Origin of the sequence: Pseudomonas tohonis (assembly GCF_012767755.2) — a bacterium.
GTDB classification, from domain to species: domain Bacteria; phylum Pseudomonadota; class Gammaproteobacteria; order Pseudomonadales; family Pseudomonadaceae; genus Metapseudomonas; species Metapseudomonas tohonis.
The window spans coordinates 5,200,419-5,217,588 of record NZ_AP023189.1; the positions used below are offsets into that span (position 1 = coordinate 5,200,419).

General features: G+C 68.1%; 14 protein-coding genes and 1 other RNA gene. 8 read left to right on the forward strand and 7 right to left on the reverse strand.

Annotation, left to right across the window (positions count from 1 at the left end; genetic code table 11):
• Positions 1–84: 84 nt before the first annotated feature.
• From cheB to HSX14_RS23885, 7 genes are all read right to left on the reverse strand, one after another.
• Positions 85–1,074 carry a chemotaxis response regulator protein-glutamate methylesterase gene (gene cheB / locus HSX14_RS23855; RefSeq protein WP_173176068.1) on the reverse strand — a complete coding sequence of 330 codons (990 nt, stop codon included), beginning with the start codon at positions 1,072–1,074 and terminating at the stop codon, positions 85–87.
• Positions 1,071–3,344, reverse strand: coding sequence for a hybrid sensor histidine kinase/response regulator (locus HSX14_RS23860; RefSeq protein WP_173176065.1), 2,274 nt, complete (start codon positions 3,342–3,344; stop codon positions 1,071–1,073). Before HSX14_RS23860 ends, cheB begins: the two co-directional genes overlap by 4 nt.
• A complete protein-coding gene (locus HSX14_RS23865; RefSeq protein ID WP_173176063.1) occupies positions 3,341–4,024 on the reverse strand; it encodes a chemotaxis protein CheW in 684 nt (227 codons plus the stop codon). The genes HSX14_RS23860 and HSX14_RS23865 overlap by 4 nt, the downstream gene beginning before the upstream one ends.
• Positions 4,014–5,261, reverse strand: a complete 1,248-nt coding sequence (locus tag HSX14_RS23870; protein ID WP_173176061.1) for a CheR family methyltransferase — start codon at positions 5,259–5,261, stop codon at positions 4,014–4,016. Before HSX14_RS23870 ends, HSX14_RS23865 begins: the two co-directional genes overlap by 11 nt.
• Complete coding sequence (locus HSX14_RS23875) at positions 5,258–5,749, reverse strand: chemotaxis protein CheW (RefSeq protein WP_173176059.1); 492 nt, start codon at positions 5,747–5,749, stop codon at positions 5,258–5,260. Before HSX14_RS23875 ends, HSX14_RS23870 begins: the two co-directional genes overlap by 4 nt.
• 1 nt (position 5,750) lies before the next feature.
• A complete protein-coding gene (locus HSX14_RS23880) occupies positions 5,751–7,370 on the reverse strand; it encodes a methyl-accepting chemotaxis protein (RefSeq protein WP_173176271.1) in 1,620 nt (539 codons plus the stop codon).
• Between the two features lie 419 nt (positions 7,371–7,789).
• Positions 7,790–8,500 carry a tellurite resistance TerB family protein gene (locus HSX14_RS23885; protein ID WP_173176057.1) on the reverse strand — a complete coding sequence of 237 codons (711 nt, stop codon included), beginning with the start codon at positions 8,498–8,500 and terminating at the stop codon, positions 7,790–7,792.
• A 315-nt stretch (positions 8,501–8,815) separates the two neighbouring features.
• Here HSX14_RS23885 and HSX14_RS23890 point away from each other — a divergent pair, with 315 nt between their 5' ends.
• The 8 genes from HSX14_RS23890 to HSX14_RS23925 all read left to right on the forward strand — a co-directional run bounded on the left by HSX14_RS23890 (position 8,816) and on the right by HSX14_RS23925 (position 17,123).
• Positions 8,816–9,727, forward strand: coding sequence for a LysR family transcriptional regulator (locus HSX14_RS23890; protein ID WP_173176055.1), 912 nt, complete (start codon positions 8,816–8,818; stop codon positions 9,725–9,727).
• 104 nt (positions 9,728–9,831) lie between these two features.
• A complete protein-coding gene (locus HSX14_RS23895; protein ID WP_173176053.1) occupies positions 9,832–11,337 on the forward strand; it encodes a gamma-aminobutyraldehyde dehydrogenase in 1,506 nt (501 codons plus the stop codon).
• Between the two features lie 77 nt (positions 11,338–11,414).
• Positions 11,415–12,566 (forward strand): putative ABC transporter substrate-binding protein YdcS, encoded by a 1,152-nt coding sequence (ydcS, locus tag HSX14_RS23900; protein ID WP_173176051.1) that lies wholly within the window; start codon positions 11,415–11,417, stop codon positions 12,564–12,566.
• Between the two features lie 61 nt (positions 12,567–12,627).
• Positions 12,628–12,702, forward strand: a non-coding RNA gene (locus tag HSX14_RS23905) — sX9 sRNA.
• Positions 12,703–12,851: 149 nt separating this feature from the next.
• The gene (locus HSX14_RS23910) at positions 12,852–13,880 is read left to right on the forward strand and encodes an ABC transporter ATP-binding protein (RefSeq protein ID WP_173176049.1); all 1,029 of its coding nucleotides are present in this window, start codon (positions 12,852–12,854) and stop codon (positions 13,878–13,880) included.
• A 1-nt stretch (position 13,881) separates the two neighbouring features.
• On the forward strand, positions 13,882–14,832 hold the full coding sequence (locus HSX14_RS23915) for an ABC transporter permease (RefSeq protein WP_173176047.1): 951 nt from the start codon (positions 13,882–13,884) through the stop codon (positions 14,830–14,832).
• On the forward strand, positions 14,822–15,628 hold the full coding sequence (locus HSX14_RS23920; protein ID WP_021217182.1) for an ABC transporter permease: 807 nt from the start codon (positions 14,822–14,824) through the stop codon (positions 15,626–15,628). Before HSX14_RS23915 ends, HSX14_RS23920 begins: the two co-directional genes overlap by 11 nt.
• Positions 15,629–15,698: 70 nt before the next feature.
• The gene (locus HSX14_RS23925; protein WP_173176045.1) at positions 15,699–17,123 is read left to right on the forward strand and encodes a gamma-aminobutyraldehyde dehydrogenase; all 1,425 of its coding nucleotides are present in this window, start codon (positions 15,699–15,701) and stop codon (positions 17,121–17,123) included.
• The last annotated feature ends 47 nt before the right edge of the window (positions 17,124–17,170 follow it).

Sequence of the window (17,170 nt, forward strand, 5' to 3'; positions counted from 1 at the left end):
GAAGTGCGCGGCCCATGATAATGCGTGTCACGGGTAGGCCGCCGTCAAAAAATATGTCACCCCGGGTAGCGCCCCGGGCAGCCGTCATCGCGAGAACGCTTCCACGAGCCTCGGTGCGATCCGCTGCAAGGGCAGGATTTCCACGGCGGCATCCAGCGCTGCCGCCGCCTTGGGCATGCCGTATACGGCGCTGCTCGCCTGGTCCTGGGCAATGGTGAGAAAGCCCCGGTCACGCATGGCCTTGAGCCCCTGCGCACCATCGCGGCCCATGCCGGTGAGCAACACGCCCACCGCGTCGCCCCGCCAATGCGCCACCAGGCTGTCGAAGAACACGTCGATGGAAGGCCGGTAGACGTGGCTGCGAGGCTCCTCGGTATAGGCCAGCTCACCATTGCGCAGCAGGCGCATGTGGTTATTGGTGCCCGCCAGCATCACGTGGCCGGGTTGCGGCTGGTCGCCCTCGCGGGCCAGGCGCACCGGCAGGCTGGACTCGCTGCCCAGCCACTCGGCCATGCCGGCGGCGAAGGTCTCGTCGACGTGCTGCACCAGCATCACCGCCGGCGCGAAGTCGGCCGGCAACTGCTTGAGCAGCTGCGCCAGGGACGCGGGCCCGCCGGCCGAGGCACCGATGGCCACCAACTGCCGGCACGAGGGCTCGCGAGCCCCGCGGCTGCCCACACGCTGCCCGATCAGCCAGCCTATGTTCTGTATCTTGCGCAGCAGTGCCGAGGCGTCGCGCTCGTGGTCGGCGCCCAGGGCGGGCGTGTCCACGGCGTCCAGCGCACCCTGGCCCATCGCCTCGAAAACACGGTGGATGTTCTGCTCCTTGTCGACGGTGACGATGAGGATGGCGCAGGGGGATTGGGCCATGATCCGCCGGGTCGCCTCGGTGCCATCCATCTCCGGCATCAGCAGGTCCATCAGCACCAGGTCCGGGGTGTCTTCCCGGCAGAAACGCACCGCTTCGGCGCCGTTGCTCGCGATCCAGACGATCTGGTGAGCCGGCTCGCGGGCCAAGGCGCGACGCAGCGCCTCGACCGCCAGGGGCATGTCATTGGCGATTCCTATCCTCATCCCTGTGCCTCTCCGATCAGCACGACCACCGCGTCAAGCAACGCCTCGTCGTGGAAACTGGCCTTGGCCAGATAGTAGTCGGCACCGGCATCCAGGCCACGGCGCCGGTCTTCTTCACGGTCCTTGTAGGACACCACCATCACCGGCAACGATTGCAGCCGGCTGTCGCGGCGCACCAGGGTCACCAGCTCGATGCCGTCCATGCGCGGCATGTCGATGTCGGTGATCAGCAGGTCGAAGGCTTCCGAACGCAATGCGTTCCAGCCGTCCATGCCGTCCACCGCCACCGCCACCTCGTAGCCACGGCCGAGCAGCAGCTTGCGCTCCAGCTCGCGCACGGTGAGCGAGTCATCCACCACCAGCACCCGCTTGCGTCGATGGCCGGCACCCTGCCGGGCCAGGCCACCGACACGTTCCAGGCGGCCGCTGCCGAGCAGCTTGCCGACCGACTTGAGCATGTCCTCCACATCGAGGATCAACACCGGCGTGCCATCGTCCAGCAGCGCGCCGGCGGAAACGTCCTGGACCTTGCCCAGGCGCGGGTCCAGCGGCATCACCACCAGGGTGCGCTCGCCGATGAAGCGGTCGACGACGATGCCGTAGAGCGCCTCACGCTCCCGCACCAGCACCACCGCCAGGCCGTCCTCGCCGGCATCGCCCTCCGGGCGTTGCAATATCTGGCTGGCGGCTACCAGGCCGACATGCCGCTCTTCATGCCAGAAATGCTGGCGGCCTTCGAGTTGCACCAGCGCCTCGCCGGGCACGCGGGTCATGCGCTCGATGTGCGCCAGGGGGAAGGCATAGGCCTCGCCGCCGATTTCCACGACCAGGCTGCGCACCACCGACAGGGTCAGCGGCACCTCCAGATGAAAGCGGGTGCCTTCGCCCTGGCGCTGTTCCATGCGCACGCCACCGCGCAACTGACGGACCATGTGCTGCACGGCATCCAGCCCGACACCGCGACCGGACACCTCGGTGACCTGCCCGCGCATGCTGAAGCCGGGCAGGAAGAGGAAGGCCAGCAGTTCCTCCTCGCTCAGTCGCGCGCCGGTCTCGGCGTTGGCGAAACCACGCTCGATGACCGCAGCACGCAGGCGCTCCAGGTCGACCCCGGCGCCATCGTCACGCAGCTCCAGCACCAGCATGCCGGCGTGGTGGCGCGCGCTGAGGAGGATGCGTCCTTCCTCCGGCTTGCCACGGGCGATTCGCTGCGCGGGGCTCTCGATGCCATGGTCCACGGCATTGCGCAGCAGGTGGGTGAGCGGCGCTTCGAGCTTCTCCAGCACATCGCGGTCGACCTGGGTGTTCTCACCTTCTATGTCCAGGCGCACCTGCTTGCCGAGGGAACGGCCGAGATCGCGCAGCATGCGCGCCTGGCCGACGAGCACATCGGCGAACGGGCGCATGCGCGAGGCCAGCGCGGCGTCGTACATCAACTGCGCGCGCTGGCCACCCTGCCAGCCGAACTCATCGAGGTCGGCCATATGCCGGGCGAGCATCTGCTGGCACTCGCCGAGCAACTGCCTGGCCTCGGCCAGCATGGCGCGGGAGGGGGCGTCCATCGCATCGTCCTGCACCGCCTCGCGCACTCCGTCGAGCGTACGTGCCGCACTGGCCTGCAGGCGCTTGAGGCGCTGCAATGCATCCCCCAGGGGCTTGATGCGCTGGAACTCGACCAGCGACTTGCTGGAGATATCCAGCAGGTGATCGAGGCGTTCGGCGCTCACCCGCAGCACCCGGTCCCGGCTCTCGCCGGTCGCTGGAGCGGATGCCGGGTGCTCCTCCTCGGGTGCCGCCTCGTCGGGCAGGGCCACGGATTCGCCGACCGGCTCGTAGCGGGTGCCCGGCTCGCAAGGGGCCACGCGCTGCCCGCTGGCCAACGCCTGCAGACGCTCCACCAGGGCATCGATCTGCGCGCGACCGTCCTTGTCGGCCCAATCGGCCCCCGCCGCCGAGCCCAGGCGCAGCAGCAGGTCGGAGCCCTGCAACAACGCGTCGACGTGCTCGGACTGCAACTGCAGGCGCCCCTCCTGGGCGCCCACCAGGCAGTCTTCCATCACGTGGGCGATGCGCACGCCAGCCTCGATGCCGACGATGCGCGCAGCCCCCTTGAGCGAGTGGGCGGCGCGCATGCAGGCTTCGAGCTGGTCGGCCTGGCGCGGGTTGCGCTCCAGCACCATCAGCCCACTACTGAGCACCTGGGTCTGCGCCTCGGCCTCCAGCTTGAACAGTTCCAGCAGCGACGCATCGCGCATCTGGTCCGGGGTCATCCGAGGCTCCTGGCGATGGCCTGCTGCAGCATCGTCTCGTCCAGCAGGGTGATGCTGCGCCCTCGCCACTGCACCACGCCGGCGGCGAAGGGGCGGGCCACCTGGGCGGTGCCGCGGCCACCTTCCAGCACGGCGCGCAGGGGAATGGCATGAATCCCGTCGACCTCATCCACCGGCGTCACCACGGGGCCATCCCCGCTGGCGACGATGAGCATGCGCGGCACCACACGGCGCTCCGTCACCACGCCGCCCCCCGCTTCCAGGCCAAGCACCTCCACCAGCGACAGGCAGGCGACCAGCGCGCCGCGCACGTTGGTCACCCCGAGCAGGCCGAGGGAGCGCTGGTGCGGCAGGGAGTGGATCAACGACTGGGGCGCCACTTCGACCAGCTGTCGCGTGGCGAGCCCCAACCAGGCGTCCCCGAGACGGAAGACCAGCGTCGAACGGGTCTCGCCAAGGTCCTCCTCACCGGAGGCCTGCTCCTCTTCCACCTCGCGGTGCAGCGCATAGCGGTCCAGCAGCCGGATGGCCGCCACCGCATGCACCTCGCAGTTGCGGCAGTGGATATGCGCCTGCAGGCGTTCGCAGCTCTTGTCGCCGTGCACGCCGATACGGTTCCAGCAGTCGTCGATGGGCGCCTCCGGGCTGTCGTCGAGGCGTATGACGCGGCTATCGATCATGGTCGCTCACTCCACGGCTGGCGCGCTCTTGCAACCGCCTGGCCCCCGCCAGGTCGCCGCGCGCGGCGAGCAACGCCGCCAGGTGGGCCAGGGCCTCGGCATGCCCGGGCTCCAGGTAGAGGGTCTTGCGGTAGTAGTCCTGCGCCTCGCGCTGCTGGCCGGCCACATCGCAGAGCAGGCCCAGCCAGTAGAACACCGCCGCCGAGGGGCCATGGGCGGCCAGGTGGCGCTCGCAGGCAGCGCGGGCGTCGATGCTGTTGCCGCCGTTGGCCAGCCGGGCGATCTCCAACAGCTCGCCAGCGGCCTCCTGGCCGCGCCCGACCGGTGCCGGGCGCGGGGCGACGGGCGCCGGGCGGAACGCTGGCGGGGCAGCCCTTCGGGGGGCTGGGGCAGGCGCCGGAGCGGAAGCGACCCGTGGACTCGGCGCGACGGCGCGTGGCGCCCTGGCCACGCCTGCCAGGAACACGAAGGACTGCGGCAGATCCAGCGCACGCATGCCGTCCTGGCTCAGCAGGCTGGCCTCGGCAGGACCGACGAACAGCGCCCCGTCAGGACACATCAGACGCTTGAGCACCGCCAACACCTGGCTTTGGGTGGGCCGGTCGAAGTAGATCAGCAGGTTGCGACAGAACACGAAGTCATAGGGCGCCTCGCCCGCCAACAGGCCCGGCCCCAGCAGATTGCCATGGCGGAAGTTCACCTTGCGCCGGACCTGCTCGGTGAGGACGTGGCCCTCCTCGACGGGCAGGAAGTGGCGATCGCGAAAGCCCAGCTCCTCGCCACGGAACGAGTTGCGCCCGTAGACGGCCTGGCGCGCGCGCTCCAGCACCTTCTCGCTGACGTCCAGCGCATCCACCTGGAACAGTGCCGGGGCAAAGCCCGCATCGAGCAGCGCCATGACGATGGAGTACGGCTCCTCGCCACTGGAGCAGGGCAGGCTCAGCACCCGCAGCGGGCGCCCGGAGGCGAGGCGCGGCAGGCGCTCGAAGGCCAGCCGGGCCAGGGCCACGAAAGACTCGGGGTAGCGGAAGAACCAGGTCTCGGGAACCACGACGGCCTCGACCAGGGCCTGCTGCTCACCGTGGGACGACTCCAGGCTCAGCCAGTACTCGTCCACGTCCCGGCAACCACTGGCCTGCATGCGCAGGCGTATGGCGCGCTCCACCAGCTCGCGGCCGACCGAGTCGACGTCAAGGCCGATGCGCTCCTTGAGCAGACGCTCGAAGCGCGGGGTCATGATGTGGCCTCCGCATCGGCCGGGAACAGCAGCGCGCGTGCCTCTTCACCGAGCAGCTCGGCGACCTCGACACGCTGCACCAGCCCTTGTGCACTGCGGAAAACCGGCCCCAGGTAACGCGCCTCGCCCCCATCCAGCCCGTAGTCCTGGAACTCCTCGGGTTGGCAGCGCAAGGTCTCGGTGGCCTGCTCCAGGACCAGGCCGAGATTGTGCCCGGCGTAGCGCACCATCACCAGCCGGGTGCTGGTACGCGGGCGGGCGGGCTCGCCGAAAGCCAGGACGCCGAGATCCAGAACCGGCACCGGCGCACCGCGCCAGTCGAAAACGCCAGCCACCCAGGCAGGCGCCTCGGGCAGGCGCTTGAGACGGCGCAGGGGCATCACCTCCAGCACGTCGCGTACGTCCAGGGCATAGCGGTCGCTGCCCATGCCGAACAGCAGGTAGAGCTGCCCACGACGGGGCTGCTGGCCAGTCGCGCGGGTCGTCATCTCAGACCTTGAAGCGGCTGACGCCGGCCCGCAGGCCCTGGGCGACGTGGTTGAGCTCATCGATCGCGGAGCTGGCCTGACGCAGGGACTCCACCGTCTGCCCCGAAGCCTCGCCCAGCTGCACCAGGGCCTGGTTGATCTGTTCGGCGCCGGTGGATTGCGCCTGCATGCCTTCGTTGACCATCTGCACGCGCGGCGCCAGGGCCTGCACCTGCTGGATGATCTGCGACAGCTGCTCGCCGACCTGGCCGACCTCGGACATGCCGCGGCGCACCTCCTCGGAGAACTTGTCCATGCCCATCACCCCGGCCGAGACGGCAGACTGAATCTCGCGCACCATCTGTTCGATGTCGTAGGTGGCCACGGCCGTCTGGTCGGCCAGGCGGCGCACCTCGGTCGCCACCACGGCGAACCCGCGGCCGTACTCGCCGGCCTTCTCCGCCTCGATGGCGGCGTTGAGGGACAGCAGGTTGGTCTGGTCGGCGACCTTGACGATGGTGGTGACCACCTGATTGATGTTGCCGGCCTTCTCGTTGAGGATCGCCAGCTTGGCGTTGACCAGGTCGGCGGCGCCCATCACCTGGTGCATGGTCTCCTCCATTCGCGCCAGGCCCAGCTGGCCGGAGCCGGCCAGGGTGGAGGTCTGCTCGGCGGCGCCGGAAACCTCGGTCATGGTGCGCACCAGGTCCCGCGACGTGGCGGCGATCTCACGTGAAGTGGCACCGATTTCCGTAGTGGTGGCCGCCGTCTCGGTGGCCGTTGCCTGCTGCTGGCGCGTCGTCGCGGCAATCTCGGTCACCGAGGTGGTGACCTGCACCGAGGAGCGCTGGGCCTGGGATACCAGGCTCTTCAACTCCTCCGCCATGCTGTTGAAGCCCGTCTCGATGGAGTCGAACTCATCCTTGCGCCCAAGGTGCAGGCGCGCGGTGAGATCGCCCGAGGCGAGCGCCTGGAGGTTCTGCACCACGCGCTGCACCGGCTCGGTGATGGCCCGCACCAGCAAAGCTCCACAGACGAAAGCGGCGGCGACGGCCAGGAGCACCGAGACGATCATGCTCAGCTCGGCATTGCGCGCGGCGTCGACGATGTCGCCGGTCGCCTCCTCGGCGGTCTTGCGGTTGTAACTGATGAGCTCGGTCAGGTGATTGCGTCCTTCGTTCCACAGCTTGGTGAGGTCACCGGTGAGCAGCGAGCGGGCTTCGCCCAGTCGCTTCTGCTGGTGCAACTCGATAACCGTGGAAAGGGTCGCGTCATAGCGCTTGCGACTCTGGTTGAAGTTCTCCAGGAGCACCAGGTCGTTGTCGTCGCGGGCGGTCTTGCGGTAGTCGGCCACGACACCGTCGAGCCGTTCATCGAGCAGACGCAGGTTGTCCAGGTCGACCTTCTCCAGCGGCTGGTCGGAGGCGCCCACACGCTCCAGGGTCTTGATGAACACATCGGTCCAGGCGCTGCGTACCTGGGTGATGAGGAACATGCCGGGCATGGCGTCCTGCGCCAGGCGCTCCGCCCCCTTCTGCACCGTGAACAAGCGCATATAGGCCGTAACGGCCATCAGCACCATGATCGCGATGATGATGGCGAAACTCGCCTGGATTCGTAGCCGCACCGACCAGTTCTTCACGTAGACCCCCGCTTGCCAGACCTTTTCGCTTACCGCGCCGGACATCGCGCGCGCATTGGGCGGCGACTCTAGAGACTCGCCCCACGTCCTTGCAAGACAAAGCGCAACGGGGCATCAGCCCTTGGCGGGCCCGCCTGGAAGTCTGGCAGAAACGAGAAATTGTGCTGGGCGTGTTGGGAGGATGGGCGGCGCCACAGCCGAGCGAGGACATCGGTGTTCAGCGAGCACCGCGAAGCCCATCATGGGGTGCCAGGGCCCGGCTTCGCGTGGTGGAGGTAAAGGGCGACCTCCACCCGACGCAGCGGTCGTGTTCATCCGGCGGACGGTGCGGGGGCGACTTCAGCCGCCCAACGGCGCACAGCGACACCCTGTAGGAGCGAATTCATTCGCGATCGGGCATGCAGGCAGTCTGCGGGAACCTAGCTGACCTGCAGTTCCTGGCGGACCTGGCTTTCCAGCTCGGTCTTCAGGTCGGGGTCGAGCTTGAGCTGGCGGGCCAGCTCGTCCAGGTAGGCGCGCTCCATGAAGTGCTCCTCATCCACCATCAGCACGCTGGCGAGGTACATCTCCGCCGCCATTTCCGGCGTGCGTGCGGCGCGGGCCACATCGGCGGGGTCCAGCGGCTTGTTCAGCTCCAGCTCCAGCCAGGAGCGCAACTCGGCATCCTGGGTCAGCTTGCCCAGCTCGCCCTCGATGAGCTGGCGTTCGCGGGCGTCGACATGGCCATCGGCCTTGGCCGCCGCCACCAGCGCCTTGAGAACGGCCTGGCTGTGTTGCTCGGCCTGGGGCGCAGGCAGGCGGTCGAGGGTCTGCGGTTCGCCCTGGGGCGCGCTGGCCTGCCTGGCCTGCCAGTTGCCGTAGGCCTTGTAGGCCAGCACGCCGAGTGCGGCCAGGCCGCCATAGGTCAGCGCCTTGCCACCGAGCTTGCGCGCACTCTTGTTGCCCAGCAGCAGGCCCAGCGCACCGGCCGCCAGCGCGCCGCCACCGGCGCCGCCGAGCAGGCTGCCGAGGTTGCCGCCCACGCCGCCGGAGCCACCGCCTGCGAAACCGCCGGACTTGCCGCCGGTCTTCTGTTGCAGCAGGTCCTGGCCGGATTTGAGCAGTTGATCGAGCAATCCACGGGTGTTCATCACAACCTCCTTCGGTGGGCGAATCTTCTGATGGACTGCACTCTAGCCGCCGAGTTTCCGAGCACGTGAGCGCCGGATTGCTTCGGGATATTGCCGCTGGGCCGGGCCCGCCCCGACCGCCGGACTGACATCAGACCGTAGGGTGGGCTTCAGCCCACCAGCAAGGCATCGCCTGGGCTGAAGCGGAGCGCCGCCCGGCCCACCCTTCAAAGCCGCCAGCCACATGCATCAATCATTCGATAAAAAAGAATCACCCACTCGATTTTCGATAAACCATACTGTCGCGCAGCATTTATACCTGCGGAAACCCGCCCCATGATGACCCTGCGCCAGATCCGCCACTTCATCGCCGTCGCCGAGACGGGCTCCATCTCCGCAGCCGCCCAGGCGGTCTTCATCTCCCAGTCCACCCTGACCCTGGCCATCCAGCAGCTGGAGGAGGAGATCGGCGTCAGCCTGTTCAACCGCCACGCCAAGGGCATGTCCCTGACCCACCAGGGCCACCAGTTCCTGCGCCAGGCGCACCTGATCCTGGCGACCGTGGACAACGCCAAGCGCAGCCTGCAGCAGAGCACCGACCAGGTGGCCGGCAGCCTTACCATCGGCGTGACCAGCCTGGTGGCCGGCTATTACCTGGCCGACCTGATCACCCGCTTCCAGCGCGCCTACCCCAACGTGAAGACCCGCGTGGTGGAGGACGAACGCCCCTATATCGAACACCTGCTGGTGAGCGGCGAGATCGACGTCGGCGTGCTGATCCTCTCCAACCTGGAGGACCGCCACGCCCTGCAGACCGAGGTGCTGACCCACTCGCCCCACCGCCTCTGGCTGCCGGCCCAGCACCCGTTGCTGGAGCACGACAGCATCAGCCTGGCGGACGTCGCCGGCGAGCCGCTGATCCAGCTCAACGCCGACGAGATGGGCCTGCACACTCAGCGCATCTGGTCCCGCGCCGGCCTCACGCCCCAGGTGACCCTGCGTACCGCCTCGGTGGAAGCGGTGCGCAGCCTGGTGGCGGCCGGGCTCGGCCTGTCGATCCAGCCGGACATGACCTACCGCCCCTGGTCCCTGGAGGGCGACATCATCGAGGCGCGCCCGCTGGTGGACCTGGGCGAACCGCTGGACGTGGGCCTGGCCTGGCGTCGCGGCACCGCGCGGCCGCCGCTGGTGGACCCCTTCCTCACCCTGGCCCGCGAACAGCCGAACGCCCGCAAGCCTTCGATTTAATCGAACGCTGCTTTCAATATTTAGAATTTGTCGACCTCAAGCCCGCCCACTAGGCTCTGCTTCCTATAAACAGAGTCATGCCGGGCGCCGCCAGGAGCCCCGCCATGACTGAAGAACAAAAACCCAGGAAGAAAAGAGCCCCGAAGATGGCCGGCACTGCGAGCACGCCCACCCTGCATTCCCATTTGCTGATCGATGGCCGGCTGGTCATCGGTGAAGGCCTGGTCGAGCCCATCCTCAACCCCGCCACCGGGGAAACCCTGATCGCCATCGCCGAGGCCTCCATCGAGCAGGTGGAAGCCGCCGTCCTCGCCGCGCACAAGGCCTTCGCCGGCTGGTCCCGCACCACCCCCGCGCAACGCGCCGCCGCCCTGCTGGCCATCGCCGACGCGGTCGAGGCCAACGCCGAGCAACTGGCCCGCCTGGAATCGCTGAACTGCGGCAAGCCGCTGCACCTGGCGCGCCAGGACGACATCCCCGCCACCGCCGACGTGTTCCGCTTCTTCGCCGGCGCCGTGCGTTGCCAGCAGGGCCAGCTCGCCGGGGAGTACGTGCCCGGCCACACCAGCATGGTGCGCCGCGACCCGGTGGGCGTGGTCGCCTCCATCGCGCCCTGGAACTACCCCCTGATGATGGCCGCCTGGAAGATCGCCCCGGCGCTGGCGGCCGGCAACACCCTGGTGTTCAAGCCGTCCGAACACACCCCGCTGTCGATCCTGGCCCTGGCCCCCGCCCTGGCGGAGATCCTCCCGGCCGGGGTGATCAACATCGTCTCCGGCGGTGGCGAAGGCGTCGGCAGCCACCTGGTCAGCCACCCCAGGGTGCGCATGGTCTCGCTCACCGGCGACATCGTCACCGGGCAGAAGATCCTCCAGACCGCCGCCCGCACCCTCAAGCGCACCCACCTGGAACTGGGCGGCAAGGCCCCGGTGATCGTCTGCAACGACGCCGACCTCGAAGCCGTGGTCCAGGGCGTGCGTGCCTATGGCTACTACAACGCCGGGCAGGACTGCACCGCCGCCTGCCGCATCTATGCCCAGGCCGGCATCCACGACCGCCTCGTCAGTGAGCTGGGCGACGCCGTGGCCAGCCTGCGCTTCGCCCGCAAGCGCGACCAGGACAACGAGATCGGCCCGCTGATCAGCTCGCGCCAGCGCGACCGCGTGGCCAGCTTCGTCGAGCGCGCCCTCGGCCAGCCGCACATCGAGCGCGTCACCGGTGCCGCCGTGCATTCCGGCGCCGGCTTCTACTACCAGCCCACCCTGCTGGCCGGCTGCAAGCAGGGCGACGAGATCGTCCAGCGCGAAGTGTTCGGCCCGGTGGTGACCGTGACCCGCTTCGACCAGCTCGACCAGGCGCTGGACTGGGCCAACGACTCCGAGTACGGCCTGGCCTCCTCGGTGTGGACGCAGAACCTCGACAAGGCCTTCCAGCTGGCCAACCGCCTGCAGTACGGCTGCACCTGGATCAACACCCATTTCACCCTGGCCAGCGAGATGCCCCATGGCGGGCTGAAGCGCTCCGGCTATGGCAAGGACCTGTCCAGCGACTCGTTGCAGGACTACAGCGTGGTGCGCCACATCATGGCGCGCCACGGCCAGGACTTCTAAAACAACAAAGGCCGGAAGGCCCGCGAAACGACGTTCAACTGCCCCGACCAATAACTAGTCAACAAGAGGGAACATCAATGTCCGCGCGCAAAACCGCTCTGCTCAGTGCGCTCTCCACCGCCCTGCTGGCCAGTGCCAGCCTGCAGGCCGCCGAGCCCCTGAAACAAGTCGGCACTGGCGAAGGCCAGCTCGACATCATCGCCTGGCCCGGCTACATCGAACGCGGCCAGACCGACAAGAACTACGACTGGGTCAGCCAGTTCGAGCAGGACAGCGGCTGCAAGGTCAACGTCAAGACCGCCGCCACCTCCGACGAGATGGTCAGCCTCATGGCCAAGGGCGGCTACGACCTGGTCACCGCCTCGGGTGACGCCTCGCTGCGCCTGATCTACGGCAAGCGCGTGCAGCCGATCAACACCGCGCTGATCCCCAACTGGAAGAACCTCGACGAGCGCCTGAAGGACGCGCCCTGGTACACGGTGGACGGCCAGCACTACGGCTCGCCCTACCAGTGGGGCCCGAACGTGCTGATGTACAACACCAACACCTTCAAGGAAGCCCCCACCAGCTGGGCGACCATTTTCGAAGCCCAGGACCTGCCCGACGGCAAGGCCAACAAGGGTCGCGTGCAGGCCTACGACGGCCCGATCTACATCGCCGACGCCGCCCTCTACCTGAAGGCCACCCAGCCGGCCCTGGGCATCCAGGACCCCTACGAGCTGAACGAGGCGCAGTACAGCGCCGTGCTCGACCTGCTGCGCAAGCAGCACACGCTGATCCACCGCTACTGGCACGACACCACGGTACAGATGAGCGACTTCAAGAACGAAGGCGTGGTCGCCTCCAGCGCCTGGCCGTACCAGGTCAACGCCCTGCAGCTGGAGAAGCAGCCGATCGCCTCCGTGGTACCGAAGGAAGGCGCCACCGGCTGGGCCGACACCACCATGCTGCACGCCGAGGCCAAGCACCCCAACTGCGCCTACAAGTGGATGAACTGGTCCCTGGAACCCAAGGTCCAGGGTGACGTCGCCGCCTGGTTCGGCTCCCTCCCCGCCGTTCCCGCCGGCTGCAAGGCCAGCGAACTGCTCGGCGCCGAAGGCTGTGCCACCAACGGCTTCGACAACTTCGACAAGATCGCCTTCTGGAAGACCCCGCAGGCCCAGGGCGGCAAGTTCGTGCCCTATAGCCGGTGGACCCAGGACTATATCGCCATCATGGGCGGCCGCTGAAAAACACTCAGCCCGCTGCTGCGCGTGCCTGATCCGTGTTCGGGCAGTGCTCGGAATCCTCACGTACGGTCGTACGCTCCGGTTCCTGTGCGCTGGCCAACCACGGCTGAGGCCCGCTCGCGACGTGGGCTGAACGTTTTTTCCAGCCTCTTTCGAAGTGCCTCCCTCTCCTTGCAGGAGACGGGGGACAGATGAACAGCAGTACCTGAAGTTTTCCCCTCGCCTGCGGGCGGGGGGCCGTTTCGCCACACCTGCACCCTTTTCGCTTTACCGGAGCACCGCACCATGACGCTTGCAGTCCAGTTCACCCAGGTTTCCCGTCTCTTCGGCGAGGTCAAGGCCGTCGACCGGGTATCCATCGATATCCAGGACGGCGAGTTCTTTTCCATGCTCGGCCCATCCGGTTCCGGCAAGACCACCTGCCTGCGCCTGATCGCCGGCTTCGAGCAGCCCAGCTCCGGTTCCATCCGCATCCATGGCGAGGAGGCCGCCGGCCTGCCGCCCTACCAGCGCGACGTCAACACCGTGTTCCAGGACTACGCGCTGTTCCCCCACATGAACGTGCGTGACAACGTCGCCTACGGCCTGAAGGTCAAGGGCGTCGGCAAGTCCGAGCGCCTGAACCGCGCCGAGGAGGCCCTGGGCATGGTGGCCCTGGCCGGCTACGGCGACCGCAAGCCGGCGCAGCTCTCCGGTGGCCAGCGCCAGCGCGTGGCCCTGGCCCGCGCCCTGGTCAACCGCCCCCGCGTGCTGCTGCTGGACGAGCCCCTGGGCGCACTGGACCTGAAGCTGCGCGAGCAGATGCAGAGCGAGCTGAAGAAGCTGCAGCGCCAGCTCGGCATCACCTTCATCTTCGTCACCCACGACCAGAGCGAAGCGCTGTCGATGTCCGACCGCGTGGCGGTGTTCAACAAGGGCCGCATCGAGCAGGTCGACACCCCGCGCAACCTCTACATGCAGCCGGCCACGCCCTTCGTCGCCGAGTTCGTCGGCACCTCCAACGTGCTGCGCGGCGCCGTGGCGAAGGAGCTGACCGGCAACGAGCAGCCCTTCTCCATCCGCCCCGAGCACATCCGCTTCGCCACCGGCGAGGCCGCCCTGGCCGGCGAGGTGCAGATCAGCGGCCTGCTGCACGACATCCAGTACCAGGGCGCCGCCACCCGCTACGAGCTGCGCCTGGATAACGGCCAGAACCTGTGCATCAGCCAGGCCAACAACCAGTGGCAGGCCGCCGCGCCGTCGTTCCAGCCGGGCGAACGCATCACCGTGCGCTGGGCGCGCGAGGCCATGGTGCAACTGAGCGAGGGCGTGTGACATGAGCGCGACCCTCACCGCCCAGGCACAGGCCGCCCCCAGCGGGGCCATGCGGCGCCTGTCCAACCTGCTCTACCGCCGGCCGACGCTGTACCTGTCGATGCTGCTGATCCCGCCGCTGCTGTGGTTCGGCGCCATCTACCTGGGCTCGTTGCTGAGCCTCTTGTGGCAGGGCTTCTACACCTTCGACGACTTCACCATGGCGGTGTCCACGGACCTGACCCTGGCGAACTTCTCGGCGCTGTTCCAGGCCGCCAACTTCGACATCATCCAGCGCACCCTGGCCATGGCCGTGGCGGTGTCGATCGCCAGCGGCATGCTGGCCTTCCCCATCGCCTACTACATGGCGCGCTACACCACGGGCAAGACCAAGGCGTTCTTCTACATCGCAGTGATGATGCCCATGTGGGCCAGCTACATCGTCAAGGCCTACGCCTGGACCCTGCTGCTGGCCAAGGGCGGCGTGGCCCAGTGGTTCGTCCAGCAGTTCGGACTGGAGCCGGTGCTGCAGTTCATCCTCGGCATCCCCGGCGTCGGCGGCAGCACCCTGTCCACCTCGCACCTGGGGCGCTTTTTGGTGTTCGTCTACATCTGGCTGCCGTTCATGATCCTGCCGATCCAGGCCTCCCTGGAGCGCCTGCCGCCGAACCTGCTGCAAGCCTCCGCCGACCTCGGCGCCAAGCCCCGCCAGACCTTCCTGCAGGTGGTGCTGCCGCTGTCGATCCCGGGTATCGCCGCCGGCTCGATCTTCACCTTCAGCCTGACCCTGGGCGACTTCATCGTGCCGCAGCTGGTGGGCCCGCCCGGCTACTTCATCGGCAGCATGGTCTACGCCCAGCAGGGCGCCATCGGCAACATGCCCATGGCCGCCGCCTTCACCCTGGTGCCGATCGTGCTGATCGCCGTCTACCTCTCCATCGTCAAACGTCTGGGGGCATTCGATGCACTCTGAGAAAGCATCCTGGGGCCTGAAAGCGGCCGCCTGGGGCGGGCTGGTGTTCCTGCACTTCCCGATCCTGATCATCTTCCTCTACGCCTTCAACACCGAGGACGCGGCCTTCAGCTTCCCGCCCAAGGGCTTCACCCTGCACTGGTTCAGCGTGGCCTTCGCCCGCGAGGACGTGCTGGAGTCGATCAAGCTGTCGCTGCAGGTCGCCTGCGTCGCCACGCTGATCGCGATGGTGCTCGGCACCCTGGCCTCGGCGGCGCTCTACCGGCGCAGCTTCTTCGGCAAGGAAAGCATCTCGCTGATGCTGATCCTGCCCATCGCCCTGCCCGGCATCATCACCGGCATTGCGCTGCTCTCGGCGTTCAAGAGCCTGGGCCTGGAGCCGGGGCTGCTGACCATCATCATCGGCCACGCCACCTTCTGCGTGGTGATCGTCCACAACAACGTGATCGCGCGTTTCCGGCGCATCTCCCACAGCCTCATCGAAGCCTCGATGGACCTGGGCGCCGACGGCTGGCAGACCTTCCGCTACATCATCCTGCCGAACCTCGGCTCGGCCCTGCTGGCGGGCGGCATGCTGGCCTTCGCGCTGTCCTTCGACGAGATCATCGTCACCACCTTCACCGCCGGCCACGAACGCACCCTGCCGCTGTGGCTGCTCAACCAGCTCAGCCGCCCGCGCGATGTGCCGGTCACCAACGTCGTCGCCATGCTGGTGATGCTGGTGACCATGCTGCCGATCCTCGGCGCCTACTACCTGACCAAGGGTGGCGAAGGCGTCGCCGGCAGCGGCAAGTGACACACCGCCCCCGTCACGACGGCGGGGGCCTCAACCCCGGATTCGCGAAACCCCGACTGGAGGATTCACCATGCAGACCAAACTCCTGATCAACGGCCAACTGGTTGCCGGCGAAGGCGCCGCGCAAGCCGTGCTCAACCCCGCCCGTGGCACCACCCTGGTGGACATCCCCGAAGCCAGCGAGGCCCAGGTCGACGCCGCCGTGCGCGCCGCCGACGCCGCCTTCGACGCCTGGTCGCAGACCTCGCCCAAGGACCGCTCCACCCTGCTGCTCAAGCTCGCCGACCGCATCGACGCCGGCGCCGAGGAGCTGGCGCGCCTGGAATCGGACAACTGCGGCAAGCCCTACGCCGCCGCGCTGAACGACGAGCTGCCCGCCGTCGCCGACGTGTTCCGCTTCTTCGCCGGAGCCAGCCGCTGCATGAGCGGTTCCGCCGCCGGTGAATACCTGCCCGGCCACACCTCGATGATCCGTCGCGACCCGGTGGGCGTCATCGCCTCCATCGCGCCTTGGAACTACCCGCTGATGATGGCCGCGTGGAAACTCGGCCCGGCCCTGGCCGCCGGCAACACCGTGGTCCTCAAGCCCTCCGAGCAGACCCCGCTGACCGCGCTGAAGCTGGCCGAGTACCTGGCCGAGATCTTCCCCGCCGGCGTGGTCAACATCGTCTTCGGCCGCGGCCCCAGCGTCGGCGAGCCGCTGACCACCCACCCCAAGGTGCGCATGGTCTCGCTCACCGGCTCGGTGGCCACCGGCTCGCGCATCGTCGCCGGCACCGCCGACACCGTTAAGCGCATGCACATGGAACTGGGCGGCAAGGCCCCGGTGATCATCTTCGACGACGCCGACATCGACGCCGCCGTGGAAGGCATCCGCACCTTCGGCTTCTACAACGCCGGCCAGGACTGCACCGCCGCCTGTCGCATCTACGCGCAGAAGGGCATCTACGAGAATTTCGTCGAGAAGCTCGGCGCCGCCGTCTCCACCATCAAGTACGGCCTGCAGGACGACGCCGGCACCGAGCTCGGCCCGCTGATCACCGAGCAGCACCGCGAGCGCGTGGCCGGTTTCGTCGAGCGCGCCGCCGCCCAGCCGCACATCCGCATCGTCACCGGCGGCAAGAAGGTCGAAGGCCCCGGCTTCTTCTTCGAACCCACCGTGATCGCCGACGCCCGCCAGGACGACGAGATCGTGCGCCGCGAAGTCTTCGGCCCGGTGGTCTCGGTCACCGCCTTCGACGACGAGGCGCAGGTGCTGGCCTGGGCCAACGACTCCGACTACGGCCTGGCCTCCTCGCTCTGGACCGCCGACGTCGGCCGCGCCCACCGCCTCTCCGCGCGCCTGCAGTACGGCTGCACCTGGGTCAACACCCACTTCATGCTGGTCAGCGAGATGCCCCACGGCGGCGTGAAGCTGTCGGGCTACGGCAAGGACATGTCGATGTATGGGCTGGAAGACTACACCGCCATCCGCCACGTCATGTTCAAACACTGACCCTGAGCGCCGCTCGCTGGTCCGGGCGTTGTTGAGAAGCGCGTCGA